Below are 25,881 nucleotides of genomic sequence, written 5' to 3'. Positions count from 1 at the left end.
CCCGTCCGCACATTAGTGCGGGCGGGGTCGTCGTGTTTTGTGTTCCCCATGAACCCACCCTTGTTGCGCCGGTTGCATTTGTGGAAAGGTGAGCGATGTTCAGCACGGACTCCTCCTTCTCCGTGCTCCGGCCGGTGTCGTGCCGTCATTCCGGCAGGCATTCGAAAAGATCAGCCGAGAGTGAGGAGAGGCCACCTTGCCCCTTCACCGGCGCCCCGGCCTCACCTCCCCCCACGTAGCTGCGTCCCGCGCCGGCACATTGGTTCGTACTTTTCCCGGCGGGGCGAACGCGGAAGGAAACTCTCGTTGAAGGAATCCCCGCATCCGAATTCCGCGCACCCCGGCCGGCTGTTCGGCGTACCGGACGAGGCGTTGTCCGGAGAGATCGGAAAGTCCCTGGGAAAGGAAGGCGCGCACCAGCCGTTCGAGGAGTTGCTGGCCCGCCATTGGCGGCCGGTCTCCGAGTACGCGGAGTTGTGCACGGTCTCCGGACACGCCGCCGGCATCCTCGCGGCGGCCGCGTTCACCCGGGTCTTCGTCGACACCTTGCGGCTGACCGGGCCCTCGGCGGCCTGGCGCCCCGAACTCCTGATCACCGTCCACAAGATCGCCGAGGAGTGGGCCGTCGACCGCCGCCGCGCCTGGCTCCACCGGCGGCTGCGTCCCCGGCCCGACCAGACCGACACCCGCCTGGCGGTACCGGAGAACCGCCGGCTGGCGAACCGGGCCTTCATGCGGCTGCCCGAGCCCGCCCGCTGCCTGCTCTGGCACGCCGAGGTCGACGCCGAGCCGCTCGACGTGCCGGCCGGGCTGCTGGGCATCGACCCGGAGCGGGCAGCGGCACAGCTGGAGCTCGCCCGCACCCGCTTCCGCGAGGCCTGCGTCCAGGCGCACCGGGACCTCGCGCCGTACGAGGCCTGCCTGCAGTTCAGCCGTCTGCTGGACATATCCATCCACCGCGGGGGCGCCGGTCTCGTACCCGACCTGCAGCGGCACATCGCCCGGTGCGACCACTGCCGGTACGCGGCCGAGCAGCTCGACCACTCCGGGGACCGGCTCGGCGTGCTGATCGCCGAGGCGGTGCTGGTCTGGGAGGCGCGGGGCTACTTCGACTCCCGCCCCACCCGCCGGGCGGCGCGTGACAACGATGCCGAGAAGGGCTCCGGCGGTTCTCCCGGGCGGCGCCACGGCGGCCGAAGGCGCCGCGCCGCGAGCGGCGGCCGCCGGGGGCTCGCCGCGACCCTGCTGGGCATCGGCGGCTGCGCCCTGGTGATCGCCCTGGTGGTCGGCCTCACCACCGGCGACGGCGGCAGCGACGACCGTGCCTCCGGTACGGCGCCCACCGCGGCCACGGCGTCCCCCACCGCCTCGGCCTCGGTCACCACCTCGGACACCGCGCCGGGCACGGTCACCGCCGACCCCGCCCCCACCGACGGGCTCCGCGGCCGGCTCCGGAACAACGGCGACGACCTGTGCATCGACCTGTCCGGCCGCCGCACCGTGATCGGCACCGGGGCGGCCACCGCGCGCTGCGACTCCGGTGCCACGCAGTTCTGGTCGTACGAGCCGGACGGGCTCATGCGGAGCGTCGCCCAGCCCGCGTACTGCCTCAACTCCCACCGCGGTCCCGCGCTGGAACTGGGTCTGTGCACGGCGTCCTTCGTCACCGGCGCCGAGGACGTGCGCTACGACCTCACCCTGACCGGGGACCTCATCCCCCGCTGGAACCAGCAGCTCGCGGTCGCCCCCGAGGGCCGCGAGCCGGGTGCGGAGGTCGTCCTGCGGCCCCGCGACGGCCGGCCCGTCCAGCGCTGGACCTTCGACACCTCCGTCGCCCCGCCCCGCTTCCAGTCGGTGGCGTACACCACCGGCTCGCAGCTGCTCGCCGGCTCGACCCGGGTGGCCGCGCTGCCCTCGGCGCCGCCGAGCCCGACGCCCACGGCCACCGGTTCCCCGGCCCCCGGCGGGGAGCCCTGCGAGGGGGACTGCGACGGCGACGACGGCCGGGGCCACGGCGGCTGGGACGGCTGGGGGGACCGGGACGGCGGCTACCGCCCCTGACCCGGTCCCGGGACGACGGTCACGTGCGCGGGCAGCCGGTCGGCCCCGGCAAGACGGTCGGCCGGCAGCGGGATGCGCACGGTCAGCGGCCCGGGGTGGGCCGCCAGCGGTGACAGGTCGAACCGGCCGTCGGCCGGGGCGGCCAGCTCCAGCTCCCGCAGCGCGGGCAGCCCGCCGATCGACCCCCAGTCGGCGGGCGTGCCCGGACCGAGCAGCGCGAGCCTGCGCAGGCCCCGCTGGCCCGCCAGGAAGCGCAGGTCGGGCAGCGCGCAGTCCTTCAGCCTGACCTCGGTGAGGGCGAGCCCGGCCACGTACCCGGTCAGCTCGTCCACGGGCAGGTCGCCCCGCAGGTCGAGGCGGGTGGGCCGCAGACCGAGCCTGCGCAGTTCGCGCAGCTGGTCGGCGGAGCGGACGGTGAAGTCCAGGCCGTCCGGGTCGAGACGGGCGACGACCTCCTGCGCGTACACGGCGCAGTCGAAGCGGTGCCAGGACCACATCAGCTGGGCGCGGACGCGTACGGACGGGTGCGCGGCGAAGCGGCCCAGATAGCCGGCGGCCCGGTCCGAGGGCAGGTGGCAGGCCGTGACCACGACGTGGAGGGCGTCCTCGTCGGAGAGCCCGTCGGGGCCGGGGAGCAGGTCCAGGACGAGCGGTCCGGCCTCCGCCAGGGCGCGGGCCTCGGCCGCGTCGGCGGGCGGGACGAGCGCGGCGGCGCGCCGTTCCACGGCCCCGCGCACGGCCGGGTCGAGTGCGGTGGCGTGCTCCAGGCAGGCGGCGGCGAGGAGGTGGAGCCGTGCCCGGGTGCGCCGGTCCGCGGCGAGGTCACCGCGGTCGAGGAGGTCCTGGAGGATCGCGACCCGCTCGCTCGGGCGGGCGAGCGCGACGGCCATGCGCAGGACGTCCTCCCACCGGTCGTCGGCGGCGTGGGCGGCGAGCAGCCCGAAGTCGCCCTCCTCGACGGCGGCGCGGGCGCCCAGGTAGTCCTGGAAGGTGCGGTGCACGAAGTCGACCGTGCCGGGTGCGGGCCGGCGCAGCACGCCGCCTCGGTCGAGGAGGTGGGTGAGGACGGCGGCGGCGTCGCCGAGCGCGGCGGCCTCGGGCACGGCGGGCAGCGCCCGCGCGACGACGGCCTCGGCCCGGTCGAGGTCCATCTCGGTGCGGCCGTTGCGGACCAGCCAGTGCGCCAGCCGCTGCAGCAGCTCGATCTGCGCCTCCTCGCGCAGCGGCACGACCGCCGCCTCCCGTTCCCGGTCCCGGCGGACCAGCAGCATCGACAGGGCGGCGGCGTACAGGTCCTTCCTGGCCCGCGGGAGGTAGCCGCGGCGGTCGTGGTGCAGGGCGCAGATCAGGCCGCACATCAGGGGGTTGGTGGCGAGCCGGCCGAGGTCCGGCTCTGCTCGTACGGCGCTCAGCAGCCCGTCGGCGTACCCGGCCGGCTCCGGCCCGGCGGCGGCGTGCCAGCGGCGGACGAAGGCGGCGACGTCGGCGGGGCCCATGGGGGTCAGGGCCAGCTCGGTGAAGCCCTCCCCGGCCAGCCAGTCCTCCCGTACGGCGGAGGGGCGGGAGGTGACCAGCCAGCGGTTGCCGGGATGGGCGTCGAGCAGGTCGCGGAGCCAGGCCCGGGCGCGGCGGCGCTCGGACTCGGGGATCTCGTCGATGCCGTCGACCAGCAGCAGCCCGCGGCCCTCCGTCAGGACCCGGGTCTCCCAGCCGGCGGGCTGCGTGCCGGCGAGCGGGCAGCCGGCGGCGGCGAGGAAGCCGGGGGGCGCGGGCAGGCGTTCGCCGTGGCGGGTGAGGGTGCGCAGCGGGAGGACGAAAGGGATCCGGTCCTCCAGGTACGCCATGCCCTCGTCCGGGTCCTGGCGCGCGCAGGCGATCGCCAGCCACTGCACGAGCGTGGTCTTCCCCGACCCGGCCTCGCCGCGCAGCAGGACCCGCTCGTGCGCGGCGAGCGCACGGTCGGCGGCGCGGGGTCCCCCGGGCCCCTCCGTCCCACCGTCCGCAGGCCCGCCGTCCGGGGGCCCGGCGGACGGTGCCGCCTCCAGGCTGAGGTAGGCGGTGTCCAGCGGCCAGCGGTCCGGGGTGTCCGCCAGGTCGAGGCCGTGGATCGTGAGCCGGCCGTGCTTCTTCGCGACGTACGCCAGGTAGCGCCGCTCGAAGGCCGCGTCCTCGCCGCCCGGCAGCGGGGTGCGGGCGATGAGCTCGTCGACGCGGGCGGTCAGGTCGCCCAGGGTCCGGCTCTGCTCGACCAGGGTGGCGGCGACGAAGGTCGAGCGCTGGGTGAAGAAGTGCAGGATGTGCAGGCAGGCCGTGTCGAGCAGCCGTTGGTGGAAGTGCGCCCCGTCGGCGCTGAGCTCCCGTTCCGGGGACCCGGCCGCACGGCGCAGGGCGCGGGCGAACGCGGTGTGCCCGAGGCCCACGGCCTGCAGGTCGGTGAGGTCGAGGTCGCCCAGGGCCCGCAGGGAGGCCGCGAGGGCGTCCGCGACGGGGGTCTCCTCGTCGGCGCCGACGGGGCGTTCCCCGGTGCGCAGGGCCTGGTGCACCAGCTTGGCGGCCAGGGCGCGCAGGTCCGCGTCGGTGAGGGTGCGCTTCTCGCCCCTGAAGGAGACGCGGGAGGAGATGCGGACCGGCCGGTCCACGAGGCCCGCGCCGGGGCCCTCTGCCACGAAGAGCCTCTTGACCAGTGGCCCCGCGACGGCCGACGCCAGCCGTACGCCCACGGTAGAAGGATCCACGTTCCCGCCCCCCGTCGCGCGGTTCGCGCGGTTTTCCTTTTCGCGCGCTCCGCGTGCTCCCGGATTTCCCATTCCGTGTGACCCGGGCCACGGGACCTAGGTCCCGAAGGGCAATTCCCTTTGGTCCCTGGGCCGGTGACGTGACCCACGTGACCTGGGCCACGTACGAATCACCATAGGGGACAGGGCTCTTGCCGCAGGCGGGGAAGCGGGGCGCGGACGGTGAATCCTACGAAAGACGGTAGTAATCGGGGGGGTTTGTCCGGGGCCGGAATGTCGGGTTACCAAGGGATCGCGGCGAACGCGTCGCAATGTTCTTGTCCGGCTATTTCCGCGAGGTAATTCCGAATGCGCATGCCCAAGATCTCGAACTCCGTCTTCCGCGGCCGTCGCACCGTCGTCACCGCCGGCGTCTGCGCCTCGCTGGCACTCGGTGCGGCTGGGACGGCCATGGCGGAGACGCAGGACGGGAGCCTGCTGGGCCTCGGCGCGGCCGGGAAGCTGGCGGACGTCACCCGGGCGCAGGCCGACGTGCAGCAGCGTGCCGCGCAGGCCGTGAAGGCCGACCGTCACGCGCGCGCCGAGCTGCACTGGAAGCACCGGAACCACGTGGCGCAGTCCGCGAAGAGCGCCCCGCAGCAGCAGAGCCGCAGCAACAGCGCCTGGTCGGTCCCGGTCAAGAAGTACGCGCTGTCCGCCGGTTACATGCAGAACGGCGCCCGCTGGGCCCACAAGCACTCCGGCCAGGACTTCGCCGTGCCGATCGGCACCAACGTCCACGCCGTGAGCGCCGGCACCGTGGTCGAGGCGGGCTGGGGCGGCGCCTACGGCAACAACATCGTGATCCGCCACGCCAACGGCATGTACTCGCAGTACGGCCACCTGTCGAAGATGCAGGTGCGCATCGGCCAGCACGTCGGCCAGGGCCAGCAGATCGCGCTGTCCGGCAACACCGGCAACAGCACCGGCCCCCACCTGCACTTCGAGATCCGCAAGACCCCGTACTACGGCTCGTCCGTGAACCCGCTGCCCTACCTGCGGGCTCACGGCGTGTCGGTCTGACCCCGGTAGGTCTGGGCGATCAGTTCCTGGGCGACCTCGAGGACGGCGGCACGCTTCTCCTCGGGGTCGCCCTCGAGGTTCTGCATGGCGAACATCCCCGCGTGCATCGCGAAGACCGCGGTGATCGAGCGCACCTGGTCGGTCAGCGGCGCGTCCGGGTCCTTGAGCAGGGAGTGGACGGCGAGCAGCTTGGTCTTGAAGGTCTCGCCGATGCTCAGGTCGCGGACGGTGGCCTGGTTCTCCTGGACGAAGCGGAACAGCGGTCCGGCGCTCCACAGCGCGTCCGCGTAGCGGCGCAGCACCTCGCACTTGGTCTCCAGGGTGCGCGGCTGCTCCGTGGCCCAGGCGATCAGCTCGTCGACCGGTGAGGCGAGGTCCTCGACGATGCTGTTGAGGATGTCCTCCTTGGTCCTGAAGTGGTAGTACAACGCCGCTTTGGTCACGTCCAGGTGCTCGGCGATCTCGCGCAGGGACGTCTTCTCGTATCCCTGCTCGGCGAAGAGTTGCAGCGCGACGTCCTGGATGCGGCGTCGCGTATCACCTCTGCGTGCGTGGGGCGTTGCCATGGGCGAACTTTAACTTACTTGACGCCCGGCTAGTAAGCCGCATACTGTCAGGGTGCCCCAGGCAACTAGCCGGGCGGCAGGTAAGCAACCGAAGACAAGCAGGAAACAAGTAGGGGAGCTTGTGATGGCGGACACCGCCGACACCCCGCAGCGCAGCGTGCGCGTGGTGTTGTTCGGGCTCATGATCGCGATGTTGCTCGCGATGCTGGACAACATGATCATCGGCACCGCGATGCCCACCATCGTGGGCGAGCTGGGCGGCCTGGAGCACCTTTCGTGGGTGGTCACCGCGTACACGCTGGCCACCGCCGCATCGACGCCCGTCTGGGGCAAGCTCGGCGACCTGTACGGCCGCAAGGGCATCTTCATGTCGTCGATCGTGATCTTCCTGATCGGATCGGCGCTGTCCGGCATGGCGCAGGACATGGGCCAGCTGATCGCCTTCCGCGCCGTGCAGGGCCTGGGCGCCGGCGGTCTGATCGTCGGTGTGATGGCGATCATCGGTGACCTGATCCCGCCGCGGGAGCGCGGCAAGTACCAGGGCATGATGGCCGGCGTCATGGCGGTCGCCATGATCGGCGGACCGCTCGTCGGTGGCAGCATCACCGACAACTGGGGCTGGCGCTGGAGCTTCTACATCAACCTCCCCCTCGGCGTGGTCGCCCTGTTCATGATCTCGGCGGTGCTGCACCTGCCGAAGAAGCAGATCAAGACCAGCATCGACTACCTCGGCACGGTGCTGCTCACCGTCAGCATCACCTCGCTGGTCCTGCTCACCACCTGGGGCGGCAACCAGTACGCGTGGGGCTCGCCGCAGATCCTGGGCCTGCTGGTGCTCGGCCTGGCCGCGCTGGCGGCCTTCCTCTTCGTGGAGAACCGCGTCGCGGAGCCCGTCATCCCGCTGCACATCTTCCACAGCCGCAACTTCTCGCTGATCTCGGTGATCGGCTTCCTGGTCGGCTTCGTGATGTTCGGCGCGATGACCTTCCTGCCGCTGTACCAGCAGACCGTCCAGGGCGCCTCCGCGACCAACTCCGGCCTCCTGCTGCTGCCGCTGCTGCTGGCGATGATGGTCGTCTCGCTGATCGCCGGCCGGATCACCACCCAGACCGGCAAGTACAAGATCTTCCCCATCGTCGGCGGCGGCCTGATGACCGTCGGCCTCTACCTGCTGTCCACGATGGACACCGGCACCACCCGCTTCGTCTCCGGCCTGTGGATGGCCGTGCTCGGCGCGGGCATGGGCTTCCTGATGCAGATCACGATGCTGATAGCGCAGAACAGCGTCGAGATGAAGGACATGGGCGTCGGCTCCTCGTCCTCCACCCTCTTCCGGACGATCGGCGGCTCCTTCGGCGTCGCCCTCTTCGGTGCGATCTTCACCCACCAGGTGCAGAACACCATGACGGACCGCCTCGGCGGCGGCGCCGCGGGCGCGGCGTCCGGCTCCGCCCAGCTGGACCCGGCGGGTCTGGCCAAGCTGCCCCCGGCCGTCAAGGACGCCTACCTCCACGCCGTCGCCGGCGGAACGCACCACGTCTTCCTGTGGGGCGCGGCGGTCAGCGTCATCGGCTTCCTGCTGGCCTTCTTCGTCAAGGAGATCCCGCTGCGCTCGGCGCCGACCACGCCCAGCACCGAGGAAGCGGTCGCCGCGGTCGAGGTCGTCTGAGCCTCCGGCCCACCCCGCCCCACCCGCTGCCGATGCTCGCACGGGGGTCGTCGTCCGACCCGCGTGCGAGCATCGTCCGTTCGGCGGACAACCTGCGGCCCACGGCGTGGGACCGCTGCGTCGGGCCCGCCGTCACTCGCGGGGCAGCAGCAAGCGGGCGACCGCGCCGCCGCCCTCCTCCTCGGGCACGTTGCGGAAGGTGAGGCGGGCGCCGAGGACGCGGGTCTGACCGGTGGCGATGGTCAGTCCCAGGCCGTGGCCGCTGCCGGCCCGGTCGCTGCTGCCCGTGCGGAAGCGGCTCGGGCCGTCGCGGAGCAGGTCGCGGGGGAAGCCCGGGCCGTGGTCGCGGACCTCCACGTACGGGCCGTCGACGGTGACCTCGACGGGCGGCCGGCCGTGCCGCCCGGCGTTCGCCAGCAGGTTGCCCAGGACACGCTCCAGCCGGCGCGGGTCGGTGCGGACGACGGCGTCGTCGCGGACGGTCACGGTCGCCTCGGGAGCGGCGGCCGCGACCCTGCGCCGTACGAAGTCGCCGAGCGCCACGTCCTGGAGGTCGGCCTGCTCGGCGGCCCCGTCCAGCCGGGCGACCTCCAGGACGTCCTCGACGAGCGTGCGCAGCGCCTGCGAGCGGTCCCTGACCAGCTCGGAGGGGCGGCCCGGCGGCAGCAGCTCGGCCGCGGTGACCAGCCCCGTCACCGGGGTGCGCAGCTCGTGGGCGATGTCCGCGGTGACCCGGCGCTCCGCCTCCAGCCGGCCGGCCAGGACGTCCGCCATGGCGTCCACGGCGCGCGCCAGCTCGTCCGTCTCGTCCCGGACCCGGCCGCCGATCGCGTCGCGCACCCGTACGTTCGTCTCCCCGTCGGCCACCCGGCCGGCCGCCTCGGCCGCCTTGCGCAGCCGCCGGGACAGCTGCCCGCCGATGAGCACGCCCAGCGCCGTGCCGCCCACGACGACCGCCGACGAGCCGATGACCAGCGCCTGGTCCAGGTCCTCCAGGACCGAGAAGCGGTCGGTGAACGCCGAATTGAGGGACAGGACCTTGCCGTCCGCCAGCGGGGTCTCCGCCCACACCACGGGCGCGCCGCCGGTGTCGGAGACGTAGGTGGCCCGCTTGCCCTCCCGGGCCAGCCGCCTCAGCGGCGCGGGCAGGTCCGGGTCGTCCAGCCGGGCGTCGAAGGTGAGCCGGCCGGTGGACTCGTAGATCCGCTGGGCGAACTGCACCCGCTCGTTCTGCACGTCACGGGAGTTGTCGATCATGCTGGCCCGGGCCGCGTTGTGCACCACCAGGCTCAGCACCAGCGCGACCAGCGCCGACACCACGGCGATCGCCACGCAGACCTTCCAGCGCAGCCCGATCTTCGGCAGCGGACGGGGCCTCCTCGCCGCGGGGCCCCCGGGACGCGCGGTCACCGCGTCAGCCCCTGAGCTTGTAGCCGAAGCCGCGCACCGTCTCGATGCGCTCCTGCCCGATCTTCGCCCGCAGCCGCTGCACATGGACGTCCACCACCCGGGTGTCGCCGCCCCACTCGTAGTCCCAGACCCGCTCCAGCAGCCGGTCCCGGGACAGCACCGTCCCCGGCGCCGCCGAGAACTCCAGCAGCAGCCGCATCTCCGTGGGCGTCAGCGCCAGCCGGTCACCGGCGCGCCGCACCTCCATCCCCTCCGGGTCCACCTCCAGGTCCCCGAAGGTCAGCACCCCGGCCCCGGCCGGGGGCTCGTCCGCCGCGGCCACCCGGAAGCGCCGCAGCACCGCCCGCATGCGGGCGGTCAGCACGGCCCCGTCGAAGGGCTTGGTGACGTAGTCGTCGGCACCCGCCTCCAGGCCCAGGACGACGTCGATCGCGTCGGCCCGCGCCGAGAGCATGATCACCGGCACCGTCGACTCGTCCCGGATGCGCCGGCACAGGCTCACCCCGTCCAGGCCCGGCACCATCACGTCCAGCAGCGCCAGGTCAGGCTGCCGGGCCCGGAACGCCTCCAGCCCGGCCAGACCGTCCGGCACGGCGGTCACGTCGAAGCCGTCGCGCTCCAGCGCCAGGGTCGTCGCCTCGCGGATGACGTCGTCGTCCTCGACGAACAGGACGTGCGTGTCAGCCATGCGGACCGCTCCCGGTGTCGTCGTCCGTCTCGTAGTCGCGGTGGGAGAACGAGACCTCCTCGAAGCGGGAGCCGTTCCACCGGTACGTGGTCACGTCCTCGCCCGAGGGGTTGGAGACCGCGTCCTGCGGCTCGTACACCTGGTGGGTCACCTTCAGGGTGCCGTCGCCGATCTCGGCGAAGACGGGGGGTTGCTCGTCTGCGAAGACGTTGACGTACGCGCCGTCCACACGCCGGTAGACGTAGCTCCCGATGCCCACGCTGTCCGCGCAGGTCGAGACGTTGACCACCAGGTCCGTGCCGTTCCCGCCGGTCAGCCGGCCTGAGCGGCGGTCCACCGGGTACGGCTGCTCCGCGGCCTTCGGGCGGGTCCCCGCACCCGTGGACGGCGCGGCGCAGGCCACCAGGCTGTCCCGGATGTCCCGGGCCACCTTCGGGTCGTGCTTCACCAGGCGCACCACGTCCGCGGTCGCCTTGGCGTCCACCGCCCGCGGGTCCGCCGACCGCCCGCCGTCCAGCGTGCGGGCGTCCGGGACCGGCGCCGACACCGAGGGGGACGGCAGGGCCGGGGAGGCGACCGAGGCGGTGCCCTCCTCGCGCACGCCGCCGGCGTCGCGGCAGCTGGTCACGGCGACGAGTGCCCCGCACACCGCGACAGCGGCGGCGGCGGTACCCACCGGGACTACGCTGCGGCGCACACGCCCTCCGTCCTGCCCGTGACGGGCTCCACGGGCCTTCCGTATCCGTTGCTCTGCCGCTCGAGCTCGGCGCGCAGCCGCGCCAGCGCCCGGTGCAGCGTGCTCTTCACGGTACCCACCGACATGCCCAGCGCGTGCGCCGTCTCCTCCGTGCTGAGCTGCCGGTAGTGGCGCAGCAGCACCACCTGGCGCTGCTTGGGGGCCAGCATGCCGAGCGCGTCCAGCAGCATCGCCCGGTCGGCCCGCTGGTCGGCGCCGTCGTCCACGGATCCCTCCGGCAGCTCGGGGGTCGGCACCTCCTCCAGCCGGCGGGCGCGCCACCACTCGGTACGGGTGTTGATCATCACCCGGCGCATGTAGGCGTCGGCCAGGTTCTTGTCGGCGATGTCGCCCCAGCGCGGGTAGGTGCGGGCCAGCGCCGTCTGCACCAGGTCCTGGGCGTCGATCGGGTCGGGGACGAGCCGGCGCGCGCTGCGCAGCAGGGCCTCCTGCCGGTTCCGCACGTACTCCTCGAAGTCCATGACCTGGGCTGTCCCCTGGGCGTTCGCCGCCATGGCGTCCCTCCGTCCGGCGCGCTTGATTACGACCCGGTCGACGCTACGGAGCGGATGTACGGCTTTCGCGACCACCGCCGCACAGCGGACCCACAGCCACCCATCGGTTGTGTAACGACAGGGCCGTCCGGAGTGCGCGGCACTTAGCCGGGCAGCCGGTACAGACCGTCCTCGAGGGGTTCCACCAGGCCGTCGGCGACCAGGCCGTCCAGGGCCCGGGCGCGCTGGACGGGCTCGTGCCACACGGCGTCCAGCTCGGCCTGCGCCACCGGCTCCGTGCCCTCGCGCAGCACGGCCAGCAGCCTGCCCCGGACCTGGCGGTCGGTACCGGCGTACGTCTGGCCGCGGCGGGGCGGGCCCTCGTGCGCGGGGGAGCCGGCCAGCCGCCAGGCGCACTGCCCGGCGATCGGGCAGCGCACGCACTCGGGGCCGCGGGCGGTGCAGATCAGGGCGCCCAGTTCCATCGTGGCCGCGGCCCAGCGGGCGGCGGTGGCCTCGTCGGCGGGGAGCATCCGGTGGGCGATCCGGCGCTCGGCGGCGGTCGTCGCGTTCGGCGGGTACTCCACACCGGTCACGGCGCGCGCGAAGACCCGGCGCACATTGGTGTCCAGCACCGCGTGCCGCTGCCCGTACGCGAAGGAGGCCACCGCGGCGGCCGTGTACTCGCCGACCCCCGGCAGGGCCAGCAACTCGGAGTGCTCCGTAGGCACTTCGCCGGCGTGCAGCTGGGCGATCGCGGTCGCCGCGGCGTGCAGTCGCAGCGCCCGGCGCGGATAGCCGAGCCGGCCCCAGGCGCGGACCGCCTCGCCGGAGGGCTCCGCCGCGAGGGCGCCCGGCGTGGGCCAGCGCTCCAGCCACGGCCCGTACACCGGCAGGACCCGGCTGACCGGGGTCTGCTGCAGCATGAACTCGCTGACCATGACGCCCCAGGCGCCCGCTTCGGGACGGCGCCACGGCAGGTCCCGGGCGTTGTCGTCGAACCAGTCGATCACGGGGGAGTGCAGCTGCTGGTGGTCGCGGTCGTCGTTCATAGCGCCTCCGATCCTACGTCCCCGGGGCCGCCGTGGCGGGCAGCGCGAACGGGTGGGGGAGCTCCCCGGAACGGAGGGGAGATCTGCTGATCAATCACACAAGTTGCCAGCGTGCCGCGCGTGCCTTGGTCCGATTCAAGGGAAACCGCATAAGGTTTGCGCGTGGGCTCAATGCGCAATCCCGTGGGACCTCTCCCGTCCTCCATCTACTGGCGGCGACGGGCGGTTGTGCTGCTCCTGGTCGGGCTGCTCACCGTCCTGGTCGTATGGGCCGTCAACTCCCGTGACGGCGGGGGGAACAGCGCCAACGGGCCGGACGGCCGTTCACCCGCGCCGTCCATCACCCCCGGCCCGTCCGCGAGCGGTCCGCTCAACAGCTCCCGCCCGGGCGGCTCGGTCGGCGGTGGCTCCGGCGGCGACGACGGCGGTGACGCCACGGACGGCGGCACCGGCAACTCCGGCGCCACGGACGGCAGTTCGCAGGGCGCCGACTCCGGTGCCACCGACGGCGGCACGGACGCCGGTGCCTCGGGCGCCGCGGACGCGGGTGGCTCCGGCGGCAGTGGCGGTGGGAGCGGCAGCGGCGGTGCGCAGTTGCCCGCGGGCTCCTCGCTGCCGAACTGCGGGCCGGGCGTCTCGCTGAGCGTGCGCAGTACCGACAACGCCTACGAGCCCGGTGAGCGGCCCCGGTTCACGCTGACCGCGACCAACCCCTCCGCCACCGCCTGCAAGCTGGACTTCGGCCCGGACTCGGCGGTCTTCTCCATCAGCGACGTCAACGACCACCACGTGTGGGCCAGCGACGACTGCCCCAAGAGCCGTGCCTCGTACCTGCTGCAGGTCCCGGCGGGCGGCTCGACCTCGTACGACGTCGAGTGGGACCGCCGGACGAGTTCCCCGCAGTGCGCCACGCCCAAGGGCGGGGCGGCCCCGTACGGCACCTACCTGCTCGAGGTGAAGCTCCCGGGCCGCTCCGCGAAGCAGACGTCCTTCGTCCTGAAGAACGTCTAGGACGTCCGGGGCGGCCAGGACGCCCGGACGTCCGGCGCGGGGCGGGACCCCCGGGCCTCAGACGTAGCGTTCCAGGATGGAGGACTCCGCGAGGCGCGACAGCCCCTCGCGGACGGAGCGGGCCCGGGCCTCGCCGACGCCGTCGACCGTCTGCAGGTCGTCCACACTGGCGGCGAGCAGTTTCTGCAGCCCGCCGAAGTGCTCGACCAGCCGCTCCACGATCGTGTTCGGCAGCCGGGGCACCTTCGCCAGCAGCCGGTAACCGCGCGGCGAGACCGCGGAGTCCAGCGCCTCGGGGGAGCCGGCATAGCCCAGCGCCCTTGCCACGGTGGGGAGTTCGAGCAGCTCGCCCTGGGGCAGCGAGTCCAGTTCGGTGAGCGCCTCGGCGACCGTGCGGCTGCGCTTGGCGGTCGGCTCCGGCACGTAGTCGCGGACGACCAGCTCGCGCTCGGGCTCGACGCCCGCGATCAGCTCGTCCAACTGCAGGGAGAGCAGCCGGCCGTCGGTGCCCAGCTCGACCACGTACTCCGCGATCTCCGTGGCGATCCTGCGCACCATCTCCAGGCGCTGCGCGACCGCCGTGACGTCCCGGACGGTGACCAGGTCCTCGATCTCCAGGGCGGAGAGGGTGCCCGCGACCTCGTCCAGGCGCAGCTTGTAGCGCTCCAGGGTGGCCAGCGCCTGGTTGGCGCGGGAGAGGATGGCCGCCGAGTCCTCCAGGACGCGGCGCTGACCGGCCACGTACAGGGCGATCAGCCGCATCGACTGGCTGACCGAGACGACCGGGAAGCCGGTCTGGATGGAGACCCGCTGCGCGGTGCGGTGGCGGGTGCCGGTCTCCTCGGTGGGGATCGCCGCGTCCGGCACCAGCTGGACCCCGGCCCGCACGATCTTGGTGATGTCCCGGTCGAGGATGAGGGCGCCGTCGAGCTTGCACAGCTCGCGCAGCCTGGTGGCGCTGAACTCGACGTCCAGCACGAAACCGCCGGTGCACAGTGATTCGACGGTCTTGTCCATGCCCAGCACGATGAGGCCGCCGGTGTTGCCGCGCAGGACCCGCTCGAGGCCGTCCCGAAGGCCGGTGCCGGGGGCCACGGCGCTCAGGGAGGCGCGCATCAGACCCTCACCGCCCGAGCCCTCGCGACTCCAGGCCTTGCCGGGAGCTGACGCCCGGTCGTTGGCTGCCACTGCTCTCCTCCGGTCGTACGGATGCCCGGATGGGCGAGACCAGGGCAAAGTTTACCGTCGGAAGGGTCAGGGACGTGGGGCCCTCTTGGGCAGGACGCGCAAGGCGTCCCCTATGTCCGCCACCTCCGTCACCTTCATCCCCGACGGGATCTTCCCCGGGTCCGGCGGCACGAGGGCGTGGGTGAAGCCCAGCCGGGCCGCCTCGGCGAGCCTGCGCTGCACCCCGGTGACCCTCCTGACCTCGCCCGCCAGGCCCACCTCACCCACCGCGACCAGGTTCTTCGGCAGCGGCGTGTCGATCGCGGCGCTGGCCAGGGCGAGCGCCACCGCCAGGTCGGCGGCCGGCTCCCCGAGCTTCACGCCGCCGACGGTCGCCGTGTAGATGTCCTGCTTGCCGATCGACCGGATCCGGCCGCGCTGCTCCAGCACCGCCAGCATCATCGACACCCGGGAGTTCTCCAGCCCGGAGGTCGTACGGCGCGGGGAGGGGATCTGGGTGTCGACGGTCAGCGCCTGCACCTCGGCGACCAGCGGGCGCTTGCCCTCCAGGGTGACGGTCAGGCACGTGCCCGGGACCGGCTCGTCGCGCCGGGTCAGGAAGAGTCCGGACGGGTCGGCCAGGCCCGTGATGCCCTCGTCGTGCAGCTCGAAGCAGCCGACCTCGTCGGTGGCGCCGTAGCGGTTCTTGATGCCCCGGATCAGCCGCAGGCGGGCATGGCGGTCGCCCTCGAAGGACAGCACCACGTCCACCAGGTGCTCCAGCAGCCGGGGGCCCGCGATCGCGCCGTCCTTGGTGACGTGGCCGACGAGCAGCGTCGACATGCCGCGCTCCTTCGAGGCGCGGATCAGCGCGCCCGCCACCTCGCGGACCTGGGCCATGCCGCCGGGGGCTCCGTCGATCTCGGGGGAGGCGACCGTCTGCACCGAGTCCAGGATCAGCAGCGAGGGCTTGACGTCGTCCAGATGCCCCAGCACCGCCGACAGGTCGGTCTCGGCGGCGAGGTAGAGGTGGTCGGACAGGGCGCCGATGCGGTCGGCCCGCAGCCGCACCTGCGACGCGGACTCCTCACCGGTCACGTAGAGCGTGCGCGCCTGGGGCCCGGCCGCCTTCGCGGCGACGTCCAGCAGCAGCGTCGACTTGCCGACGCCCGGCTCCCCCGCGAGCAGCACCACGGCCCCGGGCACCAGCCCGCCGCCCAGGACCCGGTCCAGCTCCGGCACGCCCGTGCCGCGCGCGGTGGCCTGGCGGCCGTCCACCTGCCCGATCGGCTTCGCCGGCGTCGTCACCCGGCCGGCCGCGGTCGTGCGCACCGGCGACGCGCCGCCGTACTCCTCGACCGTGCCCCACGCCTGGCACTCGCCGCAGCGGCCGAGCCACTTGACGGTCGTCCAGCCGCACTCCGTGCAGCGGTACGACGGACGGTCCTTGGAAGCGGGGCGGGTACGGGCAGCCATGTGCCGCACGCTATCGGGTGCCACCGACAACGCCGCACCGCCCGGGGCGCGGGTCCCTGCCGTCCCGCTCCGGAAAAGGCTCGCGCACGCGGCCGGAGGGTCACCCGACCGGGTGAGCGGCGTGTGCTCTTTCGGGCGGGATCACCACCCATTTGGATTAAAGCCCGCCGTGATGCCTGAGGGTGTACGGGTCGTGGTCCTACCGTCACGGAGTGATGAGCAGCAGGTCTGACACACCCTCCCAGACAACCGGCGCGCCCCGCCGACACCGCGCGCCGGTCCAGCGTGGCCGCGCCGCGCCGGGGACCACGGGGTCCCCGGCGCGGCGGCGGCCGCGCCCGCAGGGGACCCTGCCCGCGCAGCCCCCGGCGCATTACGAGCCGTACCTGGACGGGCTGTTCACCTACTGCCTCTCCGTGCTGTGCGAGCACGACTCCGCCGCCGCCGCCCTCGGCGACGTGCTGGCCGTGGCCGAGCGCCAGCGCGCCCGGCTGCGCGACACCGAGCTGCGCAGGCCCTGGCTGTACGCGCTGGCCCGCTGGGCCTGCCTGCGCACCCTGGCCGAGGGGCGGCCGGTGTCGGTGCAGGCCTCGGCGGACGTGGCCGCCCGCAGACGCGGCGAACTGGCGGCGCTCGCCTGGCCCGAGGCGGCCGGCACCACCCCCGAGCAGCGCGAGGCGCTGGAGCTCGCCGTCAGGCACCAGCTGGCGCCGCACGAGGTGGCCCTGGTCGTCGGGCGGGAGCCGGACGCGACGCGCGCGCTGCTCGCCCAGGCGGCCTGCGAGGTGGAGCGCACCCGGGCGGCGCTCGCCGTGGTCGAGCTCGGCAACTGCGCGGCGGTCGCCCGCCTCGCCGGTGACGCCCGGGTGCTGCTGGGCTCGGCGCTCCGCCGCGAGCTGGTGACCCACGTCGACGTGTGCGCGCACTGCCGGGTCACGGCCGAGCGCGCCGTGGCGACGGGACCGTGGCCGGGCCTGGCCACCACCGCCGCGACGGCCGTGCTGTCGACGGTCGAGGCCCCCCGCTCCGCCGCGTACGCCGCCTTGCTGCACGCCATGCGGGGCGGCGTCGGGCGCGCCCGCCAGGGCACCCCGCGCTTCGACCGGCGCGGCTTCCCGATGGACCTGAAGGAGCGGATGGCGCGGCGGGCCCGGATGCGGCACCGCGCGGTGACCTCCACGGTGGTCGCGGCCGTCGTCGCGGCACCGGTGCTGGCGCTGTGGGCGGCGTACCACGGGGCGCCGCTGGCGCCCGAGCACAAGGGGGAAGGTTCCTTCAGCGCCGGCGAGGGCCTCGACGGCGTGCAGTACGAGAAGGCCGGTGTCGCGGGCGCGGCCGACGCGCGCGGGCGTTCCACGCGCGGCGGCCAGGGCCGTCTGTCGGTCTCCGTCGTGTCAGCCGCCCCCTCGGCGTCCGCCGCCGCCTCCGCCTCGGCCGGCGCCCGGGGCTCCGCCTCGCCGCCGGGCGACGCCACGGACGGCGACGACCGCTCGGTGCCCCGCCCGGGCCGGCTGCTCGTCGAGGCCCGCTCGCGCGGTCATGTCACCGTCGTCACCCTCACCGCCGAGGGTGCGGCGCCGGTCCGCTGGAGTGCGGCCACCTCCGAGCCGTGGCTGCGGCTGAGCCGGAGCCACGGCAGGCTGCGACCCGGGGAGAGCATGACGCTGACGGTCTCCGTGGACCGCTCGCGGGAGCCCGTGGGGCCGTGGACGGCACGGATCTGGTTCGACCCGTCGGGCGCGGTCGTCACGATCGAGGGGAGGGGGAGGCAGTCGCCTTCCCCCGACCCCTCTCCGACCCCGTCCGCCCCCGACCCGTCACCGAGCGACCCGCCGAGCCAGAGCCCCTCGGCCTCCCCGTCCTCCGCCGAGGGGGACGACCAGGGCGACGACTAGGCGTCCTCGCCCTCGTCCTGCCCCTGATCCTCACCGCGGGAGCCCGGCACCGGGTCCGCGGGGTGCGGCGCCATCGGCAGCAGGGAGGCGAGCCGCTGCTCGCACAGCTCGACGAGCCGGTCGTAGCCCTGCGGTCCCATCAGCTCCGTGAGCTCCGCCCGGTACGAGACGTACACCGGTTCGCCCGCGCCGTGCGCGGACCGCGCGCCCGTGCACCACCAGTGCAGGTCGTGACCGCCGGGGCCCCAGCCGCGCCGGTCGTACTCGCCGATCGAGATCATCAGCACGCGCGTGTCGTCGGGCCGGTCCACCCAGTCGTACGTCCGCCGGATCGGCAGCTGCCAGCACACGTCCGGCTTGGTCTCCAGCGGCTCGCGGCCCTCCTTGAGCGCGAGCGTGTGCAGCGCGCAGCCGGCGCCCGCGGGGAAGCCGGGGCGGTTGAGGAAGATGCAGGCGCCCTGGTGCCGCCGGGTCTGCCGGTCGCCGTCCTCGTTGACCTCGGCCCAGCCGCCCTCCTCGCCGACCGGGTGGAACTGCCACAGCTCCGGGGTGAGCCGCTCCACGTGCCGCGCGACGCGCTTCTCGTCGTCGTCGTCCGAGAAGTGCGCGCCGAGGGTGCAGCAGCCGTCGTCCGCCCGGCCCGCCTGGATGCCCTCGCAGCCGCGGCCGAAGACGCAGTTCCACCGTGAGGTGAGCCACGTCAGGTCGCACCGGAAGACCTGTTCCTCGTCCGCCGGATCGGGGAACTCGACCCACGCGCGCGGGAAATCGAGCCCGACCTCGTCCGACACGTCCGGGTGATGCTGCCGCTTCGTCGCCTTTTTCACCTTCGCCACGATGTCAGGGTAAGCATGTGAAGCTCCTCCAGTGGTCACCCGCGCATGTGCCCATACCCCGCATGTCCCCGGTCAAGGCGCGGCGCAGTAGCGTTCCGGGCATGAGACTCGGTGTCCTCGACGTGGGTTCGAATACCGTCCACCTTCTGGTCATGGACGCGCACCCCGGCGCGCGTCCGCTCCCCGCCTACTCCCACAAGGCGGAGCTGCGGCTGGCGGAGCTGCTGGACGAGGACGGCGCGATCCGCGAGGACGGCGTGCGGCGGCTGGTCGCCCAGGTCGCCGAGGCCCTGGTCGTCGCCGAGGACAAGGGCGTCGAGGACGTCCTGCCGTTCGCCACCAGCGCGGTGCGCGAGGCCGCCAACGGCGAGCAGGTGCTCGCCCGGGTCGCCGCCGAGACCGGGGTCGCCCTGACCGTGCTGTCCGGGGAGGACGAGGCGCGGCTCACCTTCCTCGCCGCCCGCCGCTGGTTCGGCTGGTCCGCCGGCCGGCTGCTCATGCTGGACATCGGCGGCGGCTCCCTGGAGGTCGCGTACGGCATGGACGAGGACCCGGACGCCGCGGTCTCCCTGCCGCTCGGCGCCGGCCGGCTCACCAGCGGCTGGCTCCCCGGCGACCCGCCCACCTCCGACGACGTGCGCGGCCTGCGCAAGCACGTGCGCGCCGAGATCGCCCGCACCGTGGCGGAGTTCAGCAGGCTCGGCGGGCCCGACCACGTGGTGGGCACCTCCAAGACCTTCAAGCAACTGGCCCGGATCGCGGGCGCGGCCCGCTCCGCCGAGGGCCTGTACGTGCAGCGCACGCTGAGCCGCAAGGCGCTGGCGGAGTGGGTGCCGCGGCTGGCCGCCATGACGGAGGGCGCCCGCCGGGACCTCCCGGGCGTGTCGGAGGGCCGGGCCCGCCAGCTGCTGGCCGGGGCGCTGGTCGCGGACGCGGCGATGGACCTGTTCGGGGTCACCGAGCTGGAGGTCTGCCCGTGGGCGCTGCGCGAGGGCGTCATCCTGCGGCGCCTCGACCTGATGACGAGCGACCGGGGCTGAGCGCGGCGCACGGCGTACCGCCGCCGTGCGGGCGCCGCGCCGCCCCGCGTGTCGATCGCGTCACGTCGGCCGGGTGCGATGTGCCGTCGGGCCGACCGGCCGCCGTACGCTGTTCCCCGTGGCAGCCCCTGACCCTGTGGACCCGAACGGACACACCGTGCGCGTACCGGACGCGAAGGTCGCGCTGTCCACGGCCTCGGTCTACCCCGAGTCCACGGCGACGGCCTTCGAGATCGCGGCCCGGCTGGGCTACGACGGCGTCGAGGTGATGGTGTGGACCGACCCGGTCAGCCAGGACATCGAGGCGCTGCGCCGTCTGTCGGACTACCACGGCATCCCGATCCTGGCGGTGCACGCGCCCTGCCTGCTGATCACCCAGCGGGTGTGGTCGACCGACCCCTGGGTGAAGCTGCAGCGGGCCCAGACGGCGGCGGAGAAGCTGGGCGCCTCGACCGTGGTCGTCCACCCGCCGTTCCGCTGGCAGCGCAGCTACGCGCGGGAGTTCGTCGCCGGCATCTGGCGGATGGCGAACGAGACCGACGTCCGGTTCGCCGTCGAGAACATGTACCCGTGGCGCTACCGCGACCGGGAGATGCTCGCGTACGCCCCCGACTGGGACCCCACCAAGGACGACTACCGGCACTTCACCATCGACCTGTCGCACACCTCCACGGCCAGGACCGGGACGCTGGAGATGCTCGACCGCATGGGCGACCGGCTCGGTCACGTCCACCTGGCCGACGGCAGCGGCTCCGGCAAGGACGAGCACCTGGTGCCCGGACGCGGCAACCAGCCCTGCGCGGAGGTGCTGGAGGGCCTGGCCTCGCGGGGCTTCGACGGCCATGTGGTGATCGAGGTGAACACCCGGCGCGCGATGTCGGCCGCCGAGCGCGAGGCGGACCTCGCCGAGGCGCTGGCCTTCACCCGGCTGCACCTCGCCGCGGCCGCGCGGGTGCGCTGATGGCTCCGCAGGACGGGACCGGCAGGCGCGGCCGCGGCCGCCCCGCCGGGAGCCGCTCGGGCACCGCCGAGACCCGCGAGCTGATCCTCGCCGCGGCCCGGCAGGAGTTCTCCGCCCGCGGCTACGACAAGACCTCGATCCGCTCCATCGCCAAGTCCGCGGGCGTGGACCCGGCGCTGGTGCACCACTACTTCGGGGCGAAGGAGCAGGTCTTCGCCGCCTCCATCGAGTTGAGCTTCGAGGCCGCCTTCGGCGTCCCCGACGTCCTCGCGACCGGTCCCGAGGGCGTCGGCGAGCGGCTGGCCCGCTTCTTCGTCGCCATCTGGGAGAACCCGGTCTCCCGGGCCCCCATGCTGGCGATCGTCCGCTCCGCCGTGACCAACGACACCGCCGCGGGCGTGCTGCGCGGCATCGTCCTGCGGCGGCTGCTGGAGCGCGTCGCGTCGGAGCTGAAGGTCCCCGACCCCCGGCTCCGCGCGGAACTCGCGGGCGCCCAGATGATCGGCATCGTGATGATGCGCTACGTCATCAAGATCGAGCCGCTGGCGTCGGCCGACATGGAGGACGTCATCGCCCTCATCGCGCCGACCCTCCAGCGCTACCTGACCGATCCGGGGCCCGTCACGGGATGAGCCGGCCGCATGGCAAACGGGTCGACAATGGGGGAGAGCGCCCCGTCGCCGGCCCGCTGCGGACCCGTCGTGTCCGGTACCGGATCGCCATCCACACCGTGGACTCGCCGTCCGCAATACGGACACACCGCCGCGTACCACGACCGGGGGCGTACGCTCGAAGGCTCCGAGATGGAAACGTAGGGAGTGGTCCCCGTGCCCGAGCTGAGGTCCCGCACAGTCACCCACGGCCGCAACATGGCGGGCGCCCGCGCCCTCATGCGCGCTTCGGGCGTAGCGAGCGAGGACATCGGCAAGCCGATCATCGCGGTGGCCAACAGCTTCACGGAGTTCGTGCCCGGGCACACCCACCTGCAGCCCGTCGGCCGCATCGTCAGCGAGGCGATCAAGGCCGCGGGCGCCGTGCCGCGCGAGTTCAACACGATCGCCGTCGACGACGGCATCGCCATGGGCCACGGCGGCATGCTCTACTCGCTGCCCTCCCGCGACCTGATCGCCGACTCCGTCGAGTACATGGTCGAGGCGCACTGCGCCGACGCGCTGATCTGCATCTCCAACTGCGACAAGATCACCCCGGGCATGCTGATGGCCGCCCTGCGCCTCAACATCCCCACCGTCTTCGTCTCCGGCGGCCCCATGGAGGCCGGCCGCGCCACCCTCGTCGACGGCACGGTGCGCACCCTCGACCTGATCGACGCGATCGCCGACGCCGTCAACGACAAGATCTCCGACGAGGACATCCTCCGCATCGAGGAGAACGCCTGCCCCACCTGCGGCTCGTGTTCCGGCATGTTCACCGCCAACTCGATGAACTGCCTCACCGAGGCGATGGGCCTGTCGCTGCCCGGCAACGGCTCGGTCCTGGCCACCCACACCGCCCGCAAGGCGCTGTACGAGGACGCCGGCCGCACGGTCGTGGACATCACCCGGCGCTACTACGAGCAGGACGACGAGTCCGTGCTGCCGCGCTCGATCGCCACCTTCGAGGCCTTCGAGAACGCCATGGCCCTCGACATCGCCATGGGCGGCTCCACCAACACGATCCTCCACCTGCTGGCCGCGGCCCAGGAGGCGGACGTCCCCTTCGGCCTCACCGACATCGACGCCGTCTCGCGCCGCGTGCCGTGCCTGGCCAAGGTCGCCCCCAACGTCGCGAAGAGCCGCACGTACTACATGGAGGACGTGCACCGGGCCGGCGGCATCCCCGCCCTGCTGGGCGAACTCCACCGGGCCGGCCTGCTCAACGAGGACGTCCACTCCGTCCACTCGCCGTCGCTCGCCGACTGGCTCAAGACCTGGGACGTCCGCGGCGGCTCCCCCTCCGCCGAGGCCGAGGAACTCTGGCACGCCGCCCCCGGCTGCGTCCGCTCCGCCGAGGCCTTCTCCCAGTCCGAGCGCTGGGAGGCCCTCGACCTCGACGCCGCCGAGGGCTGCATCCGCTCCGCCGAGCACGCCTACTCCAAGGACGGCGGCCTGGCCGTGCTCCACGGCAACCTCGCCGTCGACGGCAGCGTGGTGAAGACCGCCGGCGTCGACGAGTCCATCTGGACCTTCGAGGGCCCGGCCGTGGTCTGCGAGTCCCAGGAGGAGGCCGTCGACAAGATCCTCCGCAAGGAGGTCAAGGAGGGCGACGTCGTCGTCATCCGCTACGAGGGCCCCAAGGGCGGCCCCGGCATGCAGGAGATGCTCTACCCCACCTCCTTCCTCAAGGGCCGCGGCCTCGGCAAGGCCTGCGCCCTCGTCACCGACGGCCGCTTCTCCGGCGGCACCTCGGGCCTGTCCATCGGCCACGCCTCCCCCGAGGCGGCGTCCGGCGGCACGATCGCGCTGGTCGAGGACGGCGACCGCATCCGCATCGACATCCCCGGCCGCAGCATCGAACTCCTCGTCCCCGAGGAGGAACTGGCCGCCCGCCGCGCCGCCCTCGGCGGCGTCTACGCCCCCAAGGACCGCGACCGCAAGGTCTCCCTGGCCCTCAAGGCGTACGCCGCGATGGCCACCAGCGCCGACAAGGGCGCCGTCCGCGACGTCACGAAGCTCGAGGGCTGACCCCGGCCCCGGCCCCGTCGTCGTCCCCGGGACCCCTTCCGCCGATCCCCACGATCACCAGCGGGAGGGGTCCTTCGCGTCCACGGCGAACACACTGCCGTCGGGCGCGGTCGCGAACACCTTCCCGTCGGCGACGACGGGGGAGGGCGGGGCCTCGGTGTTGCCGGGCCCGTCGCCCAGACGCGGCTTCGTCTGTCCGAGGAACACGCCCCGCTCGGTGTCGACGGCGAGCAGCCGTCCGTCGCTGGAGGAGAGGTACAGCCGGCCTCCCGCGACCATGGGCTGGGAACCGTCGCTCACCGAGGTCTCCAGCCGCCACAGTTGGGCCTTCGCGTTGAGCCCGCCGGCACCACCGGCGTTGACGGCCAGCAGTGTGCCTCCGTACCCCAGCACGTAGACCACGTCGTCGCGGACCACCGCCTGTGCCGCGTCCAGCGGTTTGGTGAGCGGGATACGCCGGACCGTGCGGTCACGTAGATCGAGTCGGAGAACCGCGTCGGTACGCGAGTACGCGTCGAAGGAGGTGAGGTACAGGGCCGAAGCGGAAGCCCCGACGGCATGGAGTTCCCCCTCGAGCCGGTGCTGCACCAGCAGTCTCCCGTCGGCCGGATCCACCGAGCTCACCAACGTGTGCCCGCCGTCTCCCGACACCTCCGTGGCGTACGCGCTCGTGGAGCCCGGGAACATCGTGAAGAGCGGCCGGGAATGCCCCCGCAGTCTCTTGTGCCACCGCTCCGTACCGGTCCGGCCGTCGACGGCGGTCACCGTACCGTCCCGCCCCACGAGCAACACGGAACCGCCGGCGTCGTAGAAGGCACCGTCGTTCGCGGAGATGTCGAGCGCCCAGATCAGCTTGCCGTCGGCCGGGTCCAGACCTTCGAGACGGTTCTCGCCGCGGGTGACCACACGCAGGACCCCGTTGCCGAGGACGGGAGGGTGGGACGTTTTCCGCGCGTCGTTCACGCCGGAATTGGCACGGGCGGACCACTGCAGGAGCCCGTTGCTCGGGTCGATCTTCGCCGCGTCCACCCCTCGCTGGGAGCAGAACAGGAAATGCGTCGCGTATGTGCAGCCCGCCAACGCGTTCCCCGTCGTACCGCCCTGCAGAACCGTGGACCAGGGCCGGAAATCCACGGAGGAGGCGGTGCTTGCCGCGTGACGGGAGGCGGTCTCGCCGAAGGGACCGCCGTGGATCTGGACCGCGGCGACACCTCCGGTGATCAGCAATGCCGACGTCGCCGCCACTGCGGCGATCCGGCTCATCCCACGCCGGGGCGCCCCGGTGCCGGAGTTCCGCTCGGACGGTGGTTCCTCGGCACTCCGTGGTGATTTCCCGGAAGCGGCCCGTCGCTGCAGGGGGATGAGGCCTTCGCTGTCGATGCCTTCGACGTCGAAGGCACTGAAGGTCTGTGTGTCGTAGGAGGCCGAGATCGTTCTCAGCTCGGCCATCAGCGTGTCCGGAGTGGGACGGTCATCCGGGTCCTTGGCGAGGCAACGCCTGATGAGCGGGAGCAGGTCCGCGGGCAGGCCGGTCAGCTCGGGCTCGTCGTGGACCACCTGGTAGGCCACGATGTAGGGACTGTCGGAGTCGAAAGGGCTGCGTCCGGTGGCAGCGTGCACCAGGACGCTGGCCATCGCGAAGACATCGGCTGCAGGGCCCACCGACCGTGGACGCCGGAACTGTTCGGGAGCCATGAACGGGGGCGTCCCGATGAGTTTGCCCGTCTCGGTGCGCAGTTCGCTGTCCAAGGGGCGCGAGATGCCGAAATCGATCACCTTCGGGCCGTCGGCGGCCAGCAGCACGTTGCTCGGCTTGAGATCGCGGTGGACGACGCCCACTCGGTGAATGTCTCGCAAAGCCTCGGCGAGGCCCGCCATCAGGTAGCGCACCTGGGGCGGCGAGACCGGCCCGTTCCGCTTCACGAACTCGGCCAGCGTCGGCCCGGGTATGTAGAGCGTGGCCATCCACGGCCGCCCGGCATCCGGATCGGCGTCCACGACGGACGCGGTGAAGGCCCCGCTCACGCGCCGGGCGGCGGCGACCTCCTGTCGAAAACGCGCCCTGAACTCAGGGTCCTTGGCGAACTCCTCGTGCACGACCTTGACGGCAAGACGCATGCCCGACGTGGAGCGTGACAGATGCACCACGCCCATGCCGCCGGAGCCGAGCCGACTCTCGAGCCGGTACTGCCCCGCGTATTCCGGATGTTCCGCTTCCGGGTCGGTCCCGAGTCCCCGTAGTGGCGGCATGACCCACCCCCGTGTGTTCGTCCGCAGCCGCAACTCGGTGAGCCTAGTCGATCCCCGTAACGGCGACGGCTCGGATTGCTAGCCTGCACTT

Annotated in this window: 20 protein-coding genes; 9 read left to right on the top strand and 11 right to left on the bottom strand. The window is 73.2% G+C overall.

Annotation, left to right across the window (positions count from 1 at the left end):
* Positions 1-306 precede the first annotated feature (306 nt).
* A complete protein-coding gene (locus OG937_20840) occupies positions 307-2,061 on the top strand; it encodes an RICIN domain-containing protein (protein ID WUD73959.1) in 1,755 nt (584 codons plus the stop codon).
* Here OG937_20840 and OG937_20835 read toward each other — a convergent pair.
* Positions 2,049-4,796 (bottom strand): NACHT domain-containing protein, encoded by a 2,748-nt coding sequence (locus OG937_20835; GenBank protein ID WUD73958.1) that lies wholly within the window; start codon positions 4,794-4,796, stop codon positions 2,049-2,051. The genes OG937_20840 and OG937_20835 overlap by 13 nt on opposite strands.
* 348 nt (positions 4,797-5,144) lie before the next feature.
* Between OG937_20835 and OG937_20830 the strand changes: the two genes are divergently transcribed.
* Entirely contained in the window at positions 5,145-5,858 is a 714-nt protein-coding gene (locus OG937_20830; GenBank protein ID WUD73957.1) for a M23 family metallopeptidase, read from the top strand.
* On the opposite strand, the gene OG937_20825 is transcribed toward OG937_20830, so the two are convergent.
* Positions 5,840-6,424: a TetR/AcrR family transcriptional regulator gene (locus OG937_20825; GenBank protein WUD73956.1), complete on the bottom strand. Its 585-nt coding sequence runs from the start codon at positions 6,422-6,424 to the stop codon at positions 5,840-5,842. The genes OG937_20830 and OG937_20825 overlap by 19 nt on opposite strands.
* A gap of 124 nt (positions 6,425-6,548) precedes the next feature.
* On the opposite strand from OG937_20825, the gene OG937_20820 reads away from it, so the two are divergent.
* The gene (locus OG937_20820) at positions 6,549-8,093 is read left to right on the top strand and encodes an MFS transporter (GenBank protein WUD73955.1); all 1,545 of its coding nucleotides are present in this window, start codon (positions 6,549-6,551) and stop codon (positions 8,091-8,093) included.
* Positions 8,094-8,225: 132 nt separating this feature from the next.
* Here OG937_20820 and OG937_20815 read toward each other — a convergent pair whose 3' ends face one another.
* The 5 genes from OG937_20815 to OG937_20795 all read right to left on the bottom strand — a co-directional run bounded on the left by OG937_20815 (position 8,226) and on the right by OG937_20795 (position 12,473).
* Positions 8,226-9,458: a HAMP domain-containing histidine kinase gene (locus OG937_20815; GenBank protein ID WUD78830.1), complete on the bottom strand. Its 1,233-nt coding sequence runs from the start codon at positions 9,456-9,458 to the stop codon at positions 8,226-8,228.
* Positions 9,459-9,507: 49 nt separating this feature from the next.
* On the bottom strand, positions 9,508-10,191 hold the full coding sequence (locus tag OG937_20810) for a response regulator transcription factor (GenBank protein ID WUD73954.1): 684 nt from the start codon (positions 10,189-10,191) through the stop codon (positions 9,508-9,510).
* Entirely contained in the window at positions 10,184-10,888 is a 705-nt protein-coding gene (locus OG937_20805; protein ID WUD73953.1) for a hypothetical protein, read from the bottom strand. Before OG937_20805 ends, OG937_20810 begins: the two co-directional genes overlap by 8 nt.
* A complete protein-coding gene (locus OG937_20800) occupies positions 10,873-11,442 on the bottom strand; it encodes a SigE family RNA polymerase sigma factor (GenBank protein ID WUD73952.1) in 570 nt (189 codons plus the stop codon). The genes OG937_20805 and OG937_20800 overlap by 16 nt, the downstream gene beginning before the upstream one ends.
* A 143-nt stretch (positions 11,443-11,585) precedes the next feature.
* Positions 11,586-12,473: an A/G-specific adenine glycosylase gene (locus OG937_20795; GenBank protein WUD73951.1), complete on the bottom strand. Its 888-nt coding sequence runs from the start codon at positions 12,471-12,473 to the stop codon at positions 11,586-11,588.
* A 162-nt stretch (positions 12,474-12,635) separates the two neighbouring features.
* On the opposite strand from OG937_20795, the gene OG937_20790 reads away from it, so the two are divergent.
* Positions 12,636-13,484: a hypothetical protein gene (locus OG937_20790; GenBank protein WUD73950.1), complete on the top strand. Its 849-nt coding sequence runs from the start codon at positions 12,636-12,638 to the stop codon at positions 13,482-13,484.
* 57 nt (positions 13,485-13,541) lie between these two features.
* On the opposite strand, the gene disA is transcribed toward OG937_20790, so the two are convergent.
* A complete protein-coding gene (gene disA, locus OG937_20785) occupies positions 13,542-14,672 on the bottom strand; it encodes a DNA integrity scanning diadenylate cyclase DisA (GenBank protein ID WUD73949.1) in 1,131 nt (376 codons plus the stop codon).
* 66 nt (positions 14,673-14,738) lie between these two features.
* On the bottom strand, positions 14,739-16,127 hold the full coding sequence (radA, locus tag OG937_20780) for a DNA repair protein RadA (GenBank protein WUD73948.1): 1,389 nt from the start codon (positions 16,125-16,127) through the stop codon (positions 14,739-14,741).
* Between the two features lie 215 nt (positions 16,128-16,342).
* Here radA and OG937_20775 point away from each other — a divergent pair, with 215 nt between their 5' ends.
* Positions 16,343-18,022, top strand: coding sequence for a sigma-70 family RNA polymerase sigma factor (locus OG937_20775; GenBank protein WUD73947.1), 1,680 nt, complete (start codon positions 16,343-16,345; stop codon positions 18,020-18,022).
* Here OG937_20775 and OG937_20770 read toward each other — a convergent pair.
* Positions 18,019-18,858, bottom strand: coding sequence for a hypothetical protein (locus OG937_20770; GenBank protein WUD73946.1), 840 nt, complete (start codon positions 18,856-18,858; stop codon positions 18,019-18,021). The genes OG937_20775 and OG937_20770 overlap by 4 nt on opposite strands.
* A gap of 101 nt (positions 18,859-18,959) precedes the next feature.
* Here OG937_20770 and OG937_20765 point away from each other — a divergent pair, with 101 nt between their 5' ends.
* The 4 genes from OG937_20765 to ilvD all read left to right on the top strand — a co-directional run bounded on the left by OG937_20765 (position 18,960) and on the right by ilvD (position 23,540).
* The gene (locus OG937_20765; GenBank protein WUD73945.1) at positions 18,960-19,898 is read left to right on the top strand and encodes a Ppx/GppA family phosphatase; all 939 of its coding nucleotides are present in this window, start codon (positions 18,960-18,962) and stop codon (positions 19,896-19,898) included.
* A 157-nt stretch (positions 19,899-20,055) separates the two neighbouring features.
* Positions 20,056-20,859: a sugar phosphate isomerase/epimerase gene (locus OG937_20760; protein ID WUD78829.1), complete on the top strand. Its 804-nt coding sequence runs from the start codon at positions 20,056-20,058 to the stop codon at positions 20,857-20,859.
* Entirely contained in the window at positions 20,859-21,491 is a 633-nt protein-coding gene (locus tag OG937_20755) for a TetR family transcriptional regulator (GenBank protein WUD73944.1), read from the top strand. The genes OG937_20760 and OG937_20755 overlap by 1 nt, the downstream gene beginning before the upstream one ends.
* Before the next feature lie 195 nt (positions 21,492-21,686).
* Positions 21,687-23,540, top strand: a complete 1,854-nt coding sequence (gene ilvD / locus OG937_20750) for a dihydroxy-acid dehydratase (protein ID WUD73943.1) — start codon at positions 21,687-21,689, stop codon at positions 23,538-23,540.
* A 54-nt stretch (positions 23,541-23,594) separates the two neighbouring features.
* Here ilvD and OG937_20745 read toward each other — a convergent pair whose 3' ends face one another.
* A complete protein-coding gene (locus OG937_20745; GenBank protein ID WUD73942.1) occupies positions 23,595-25,790 on the bottom strand; it encodes a serine/threonine-protein kinase in 2,196 nt (731 codons plus the stop codon).
* Positions 25,791-25,881: the final 91 nt, after the last annotated feature.

This window comes from Streptomyces sp. NBC_00510 (assembly GCA_036013505.1).
Classification (GTDB): domain Bacteria; phylum Actinomycetota; class Actinomycetes; order Streptomycetales; family Streptomycetaceae; genus Actinacidiphila.
The sequence above is the reverse complement of the archived record's forward strand: the minus strand, read 5'-3'. Positions and strand labels throughout refer to the sequence as shown.

Bases quoted from the DNA above. Each gene is read 5' to 3' on its own strand.
- OG937_20830 (WUD73957.1), top strand. From the start codon at position 5,145: ATGCGCATGCCCAAGATCTCGAACTCCGTCTTCCGCGGCCGTCGCACC.
- OG937_20825 (WUD73956.1), bottom strand. From the start codon at position 6,424: ATGGCAACGCCCCACGCACGCAGAGGTGATACGCGACGCCGCATCCAG.
- OG937_20820 (WUD73955.1), top strand. From the start codon at position 6,549: ATGGCGGACACCGCCGACACCCCGCAGCGCAGCGTGCGCGTGGTGTTG.
- OG937_20810 (WUD73954.1), bottom strand. From the start codon at position 10,191: ATGGCTGACACGCACGTCCTGTTCGTCGAGGACGACGACGTCATCCGC.
- OG937_20800 (WUD73952.1), bottom strand. From the start codon at position 11,442: ATGGCGGCGAACGCCCAGGGGACAGCCCAGGTCATGGACTTCGAGGAG.
- OG937_20795 (WUD73951.1), bottom strand. From the start codon at position 12,473: ATGAACGACGACCGCGACCACCAGCAGCTGCACTCCCCCGTGATCGAC.
- radA (WUD73948.1), bottom strand. From the start codon at position 16,127: ATGGCTGCCCGTACCCGCCCCGCTTCCAAGGACCGTCCGTCGTACCGC.
- OG937_20775 (WUD73947.1), top strand. From the start codon at position 16,343: ATGAGCAGCAGGTCTGACACACCCTCCCAGACAACCGGCGCGCCCCGC.
- OG937_20765 (WUD73945.1), top strand. From the start codon at position 18,960: ATGAGACTCGGTGTCCTCGACGTGGGTTCGAATACCGTCCACCTTCTG.
- OG937_20755 (WUD73944.1), top strand. From the start codon at position 20,859: ATGGCTCCGCAGGACGGGACCGGCAGGCGCGGCCGCGGCCGCCCCGCC.
- OG937_20745 (WUD73942.1), bottom strand. From the start codon at position 25,790: ATGCCGCCACTACGGGGACTCGGGACCGACCCGGAAGCGGAACATCCG.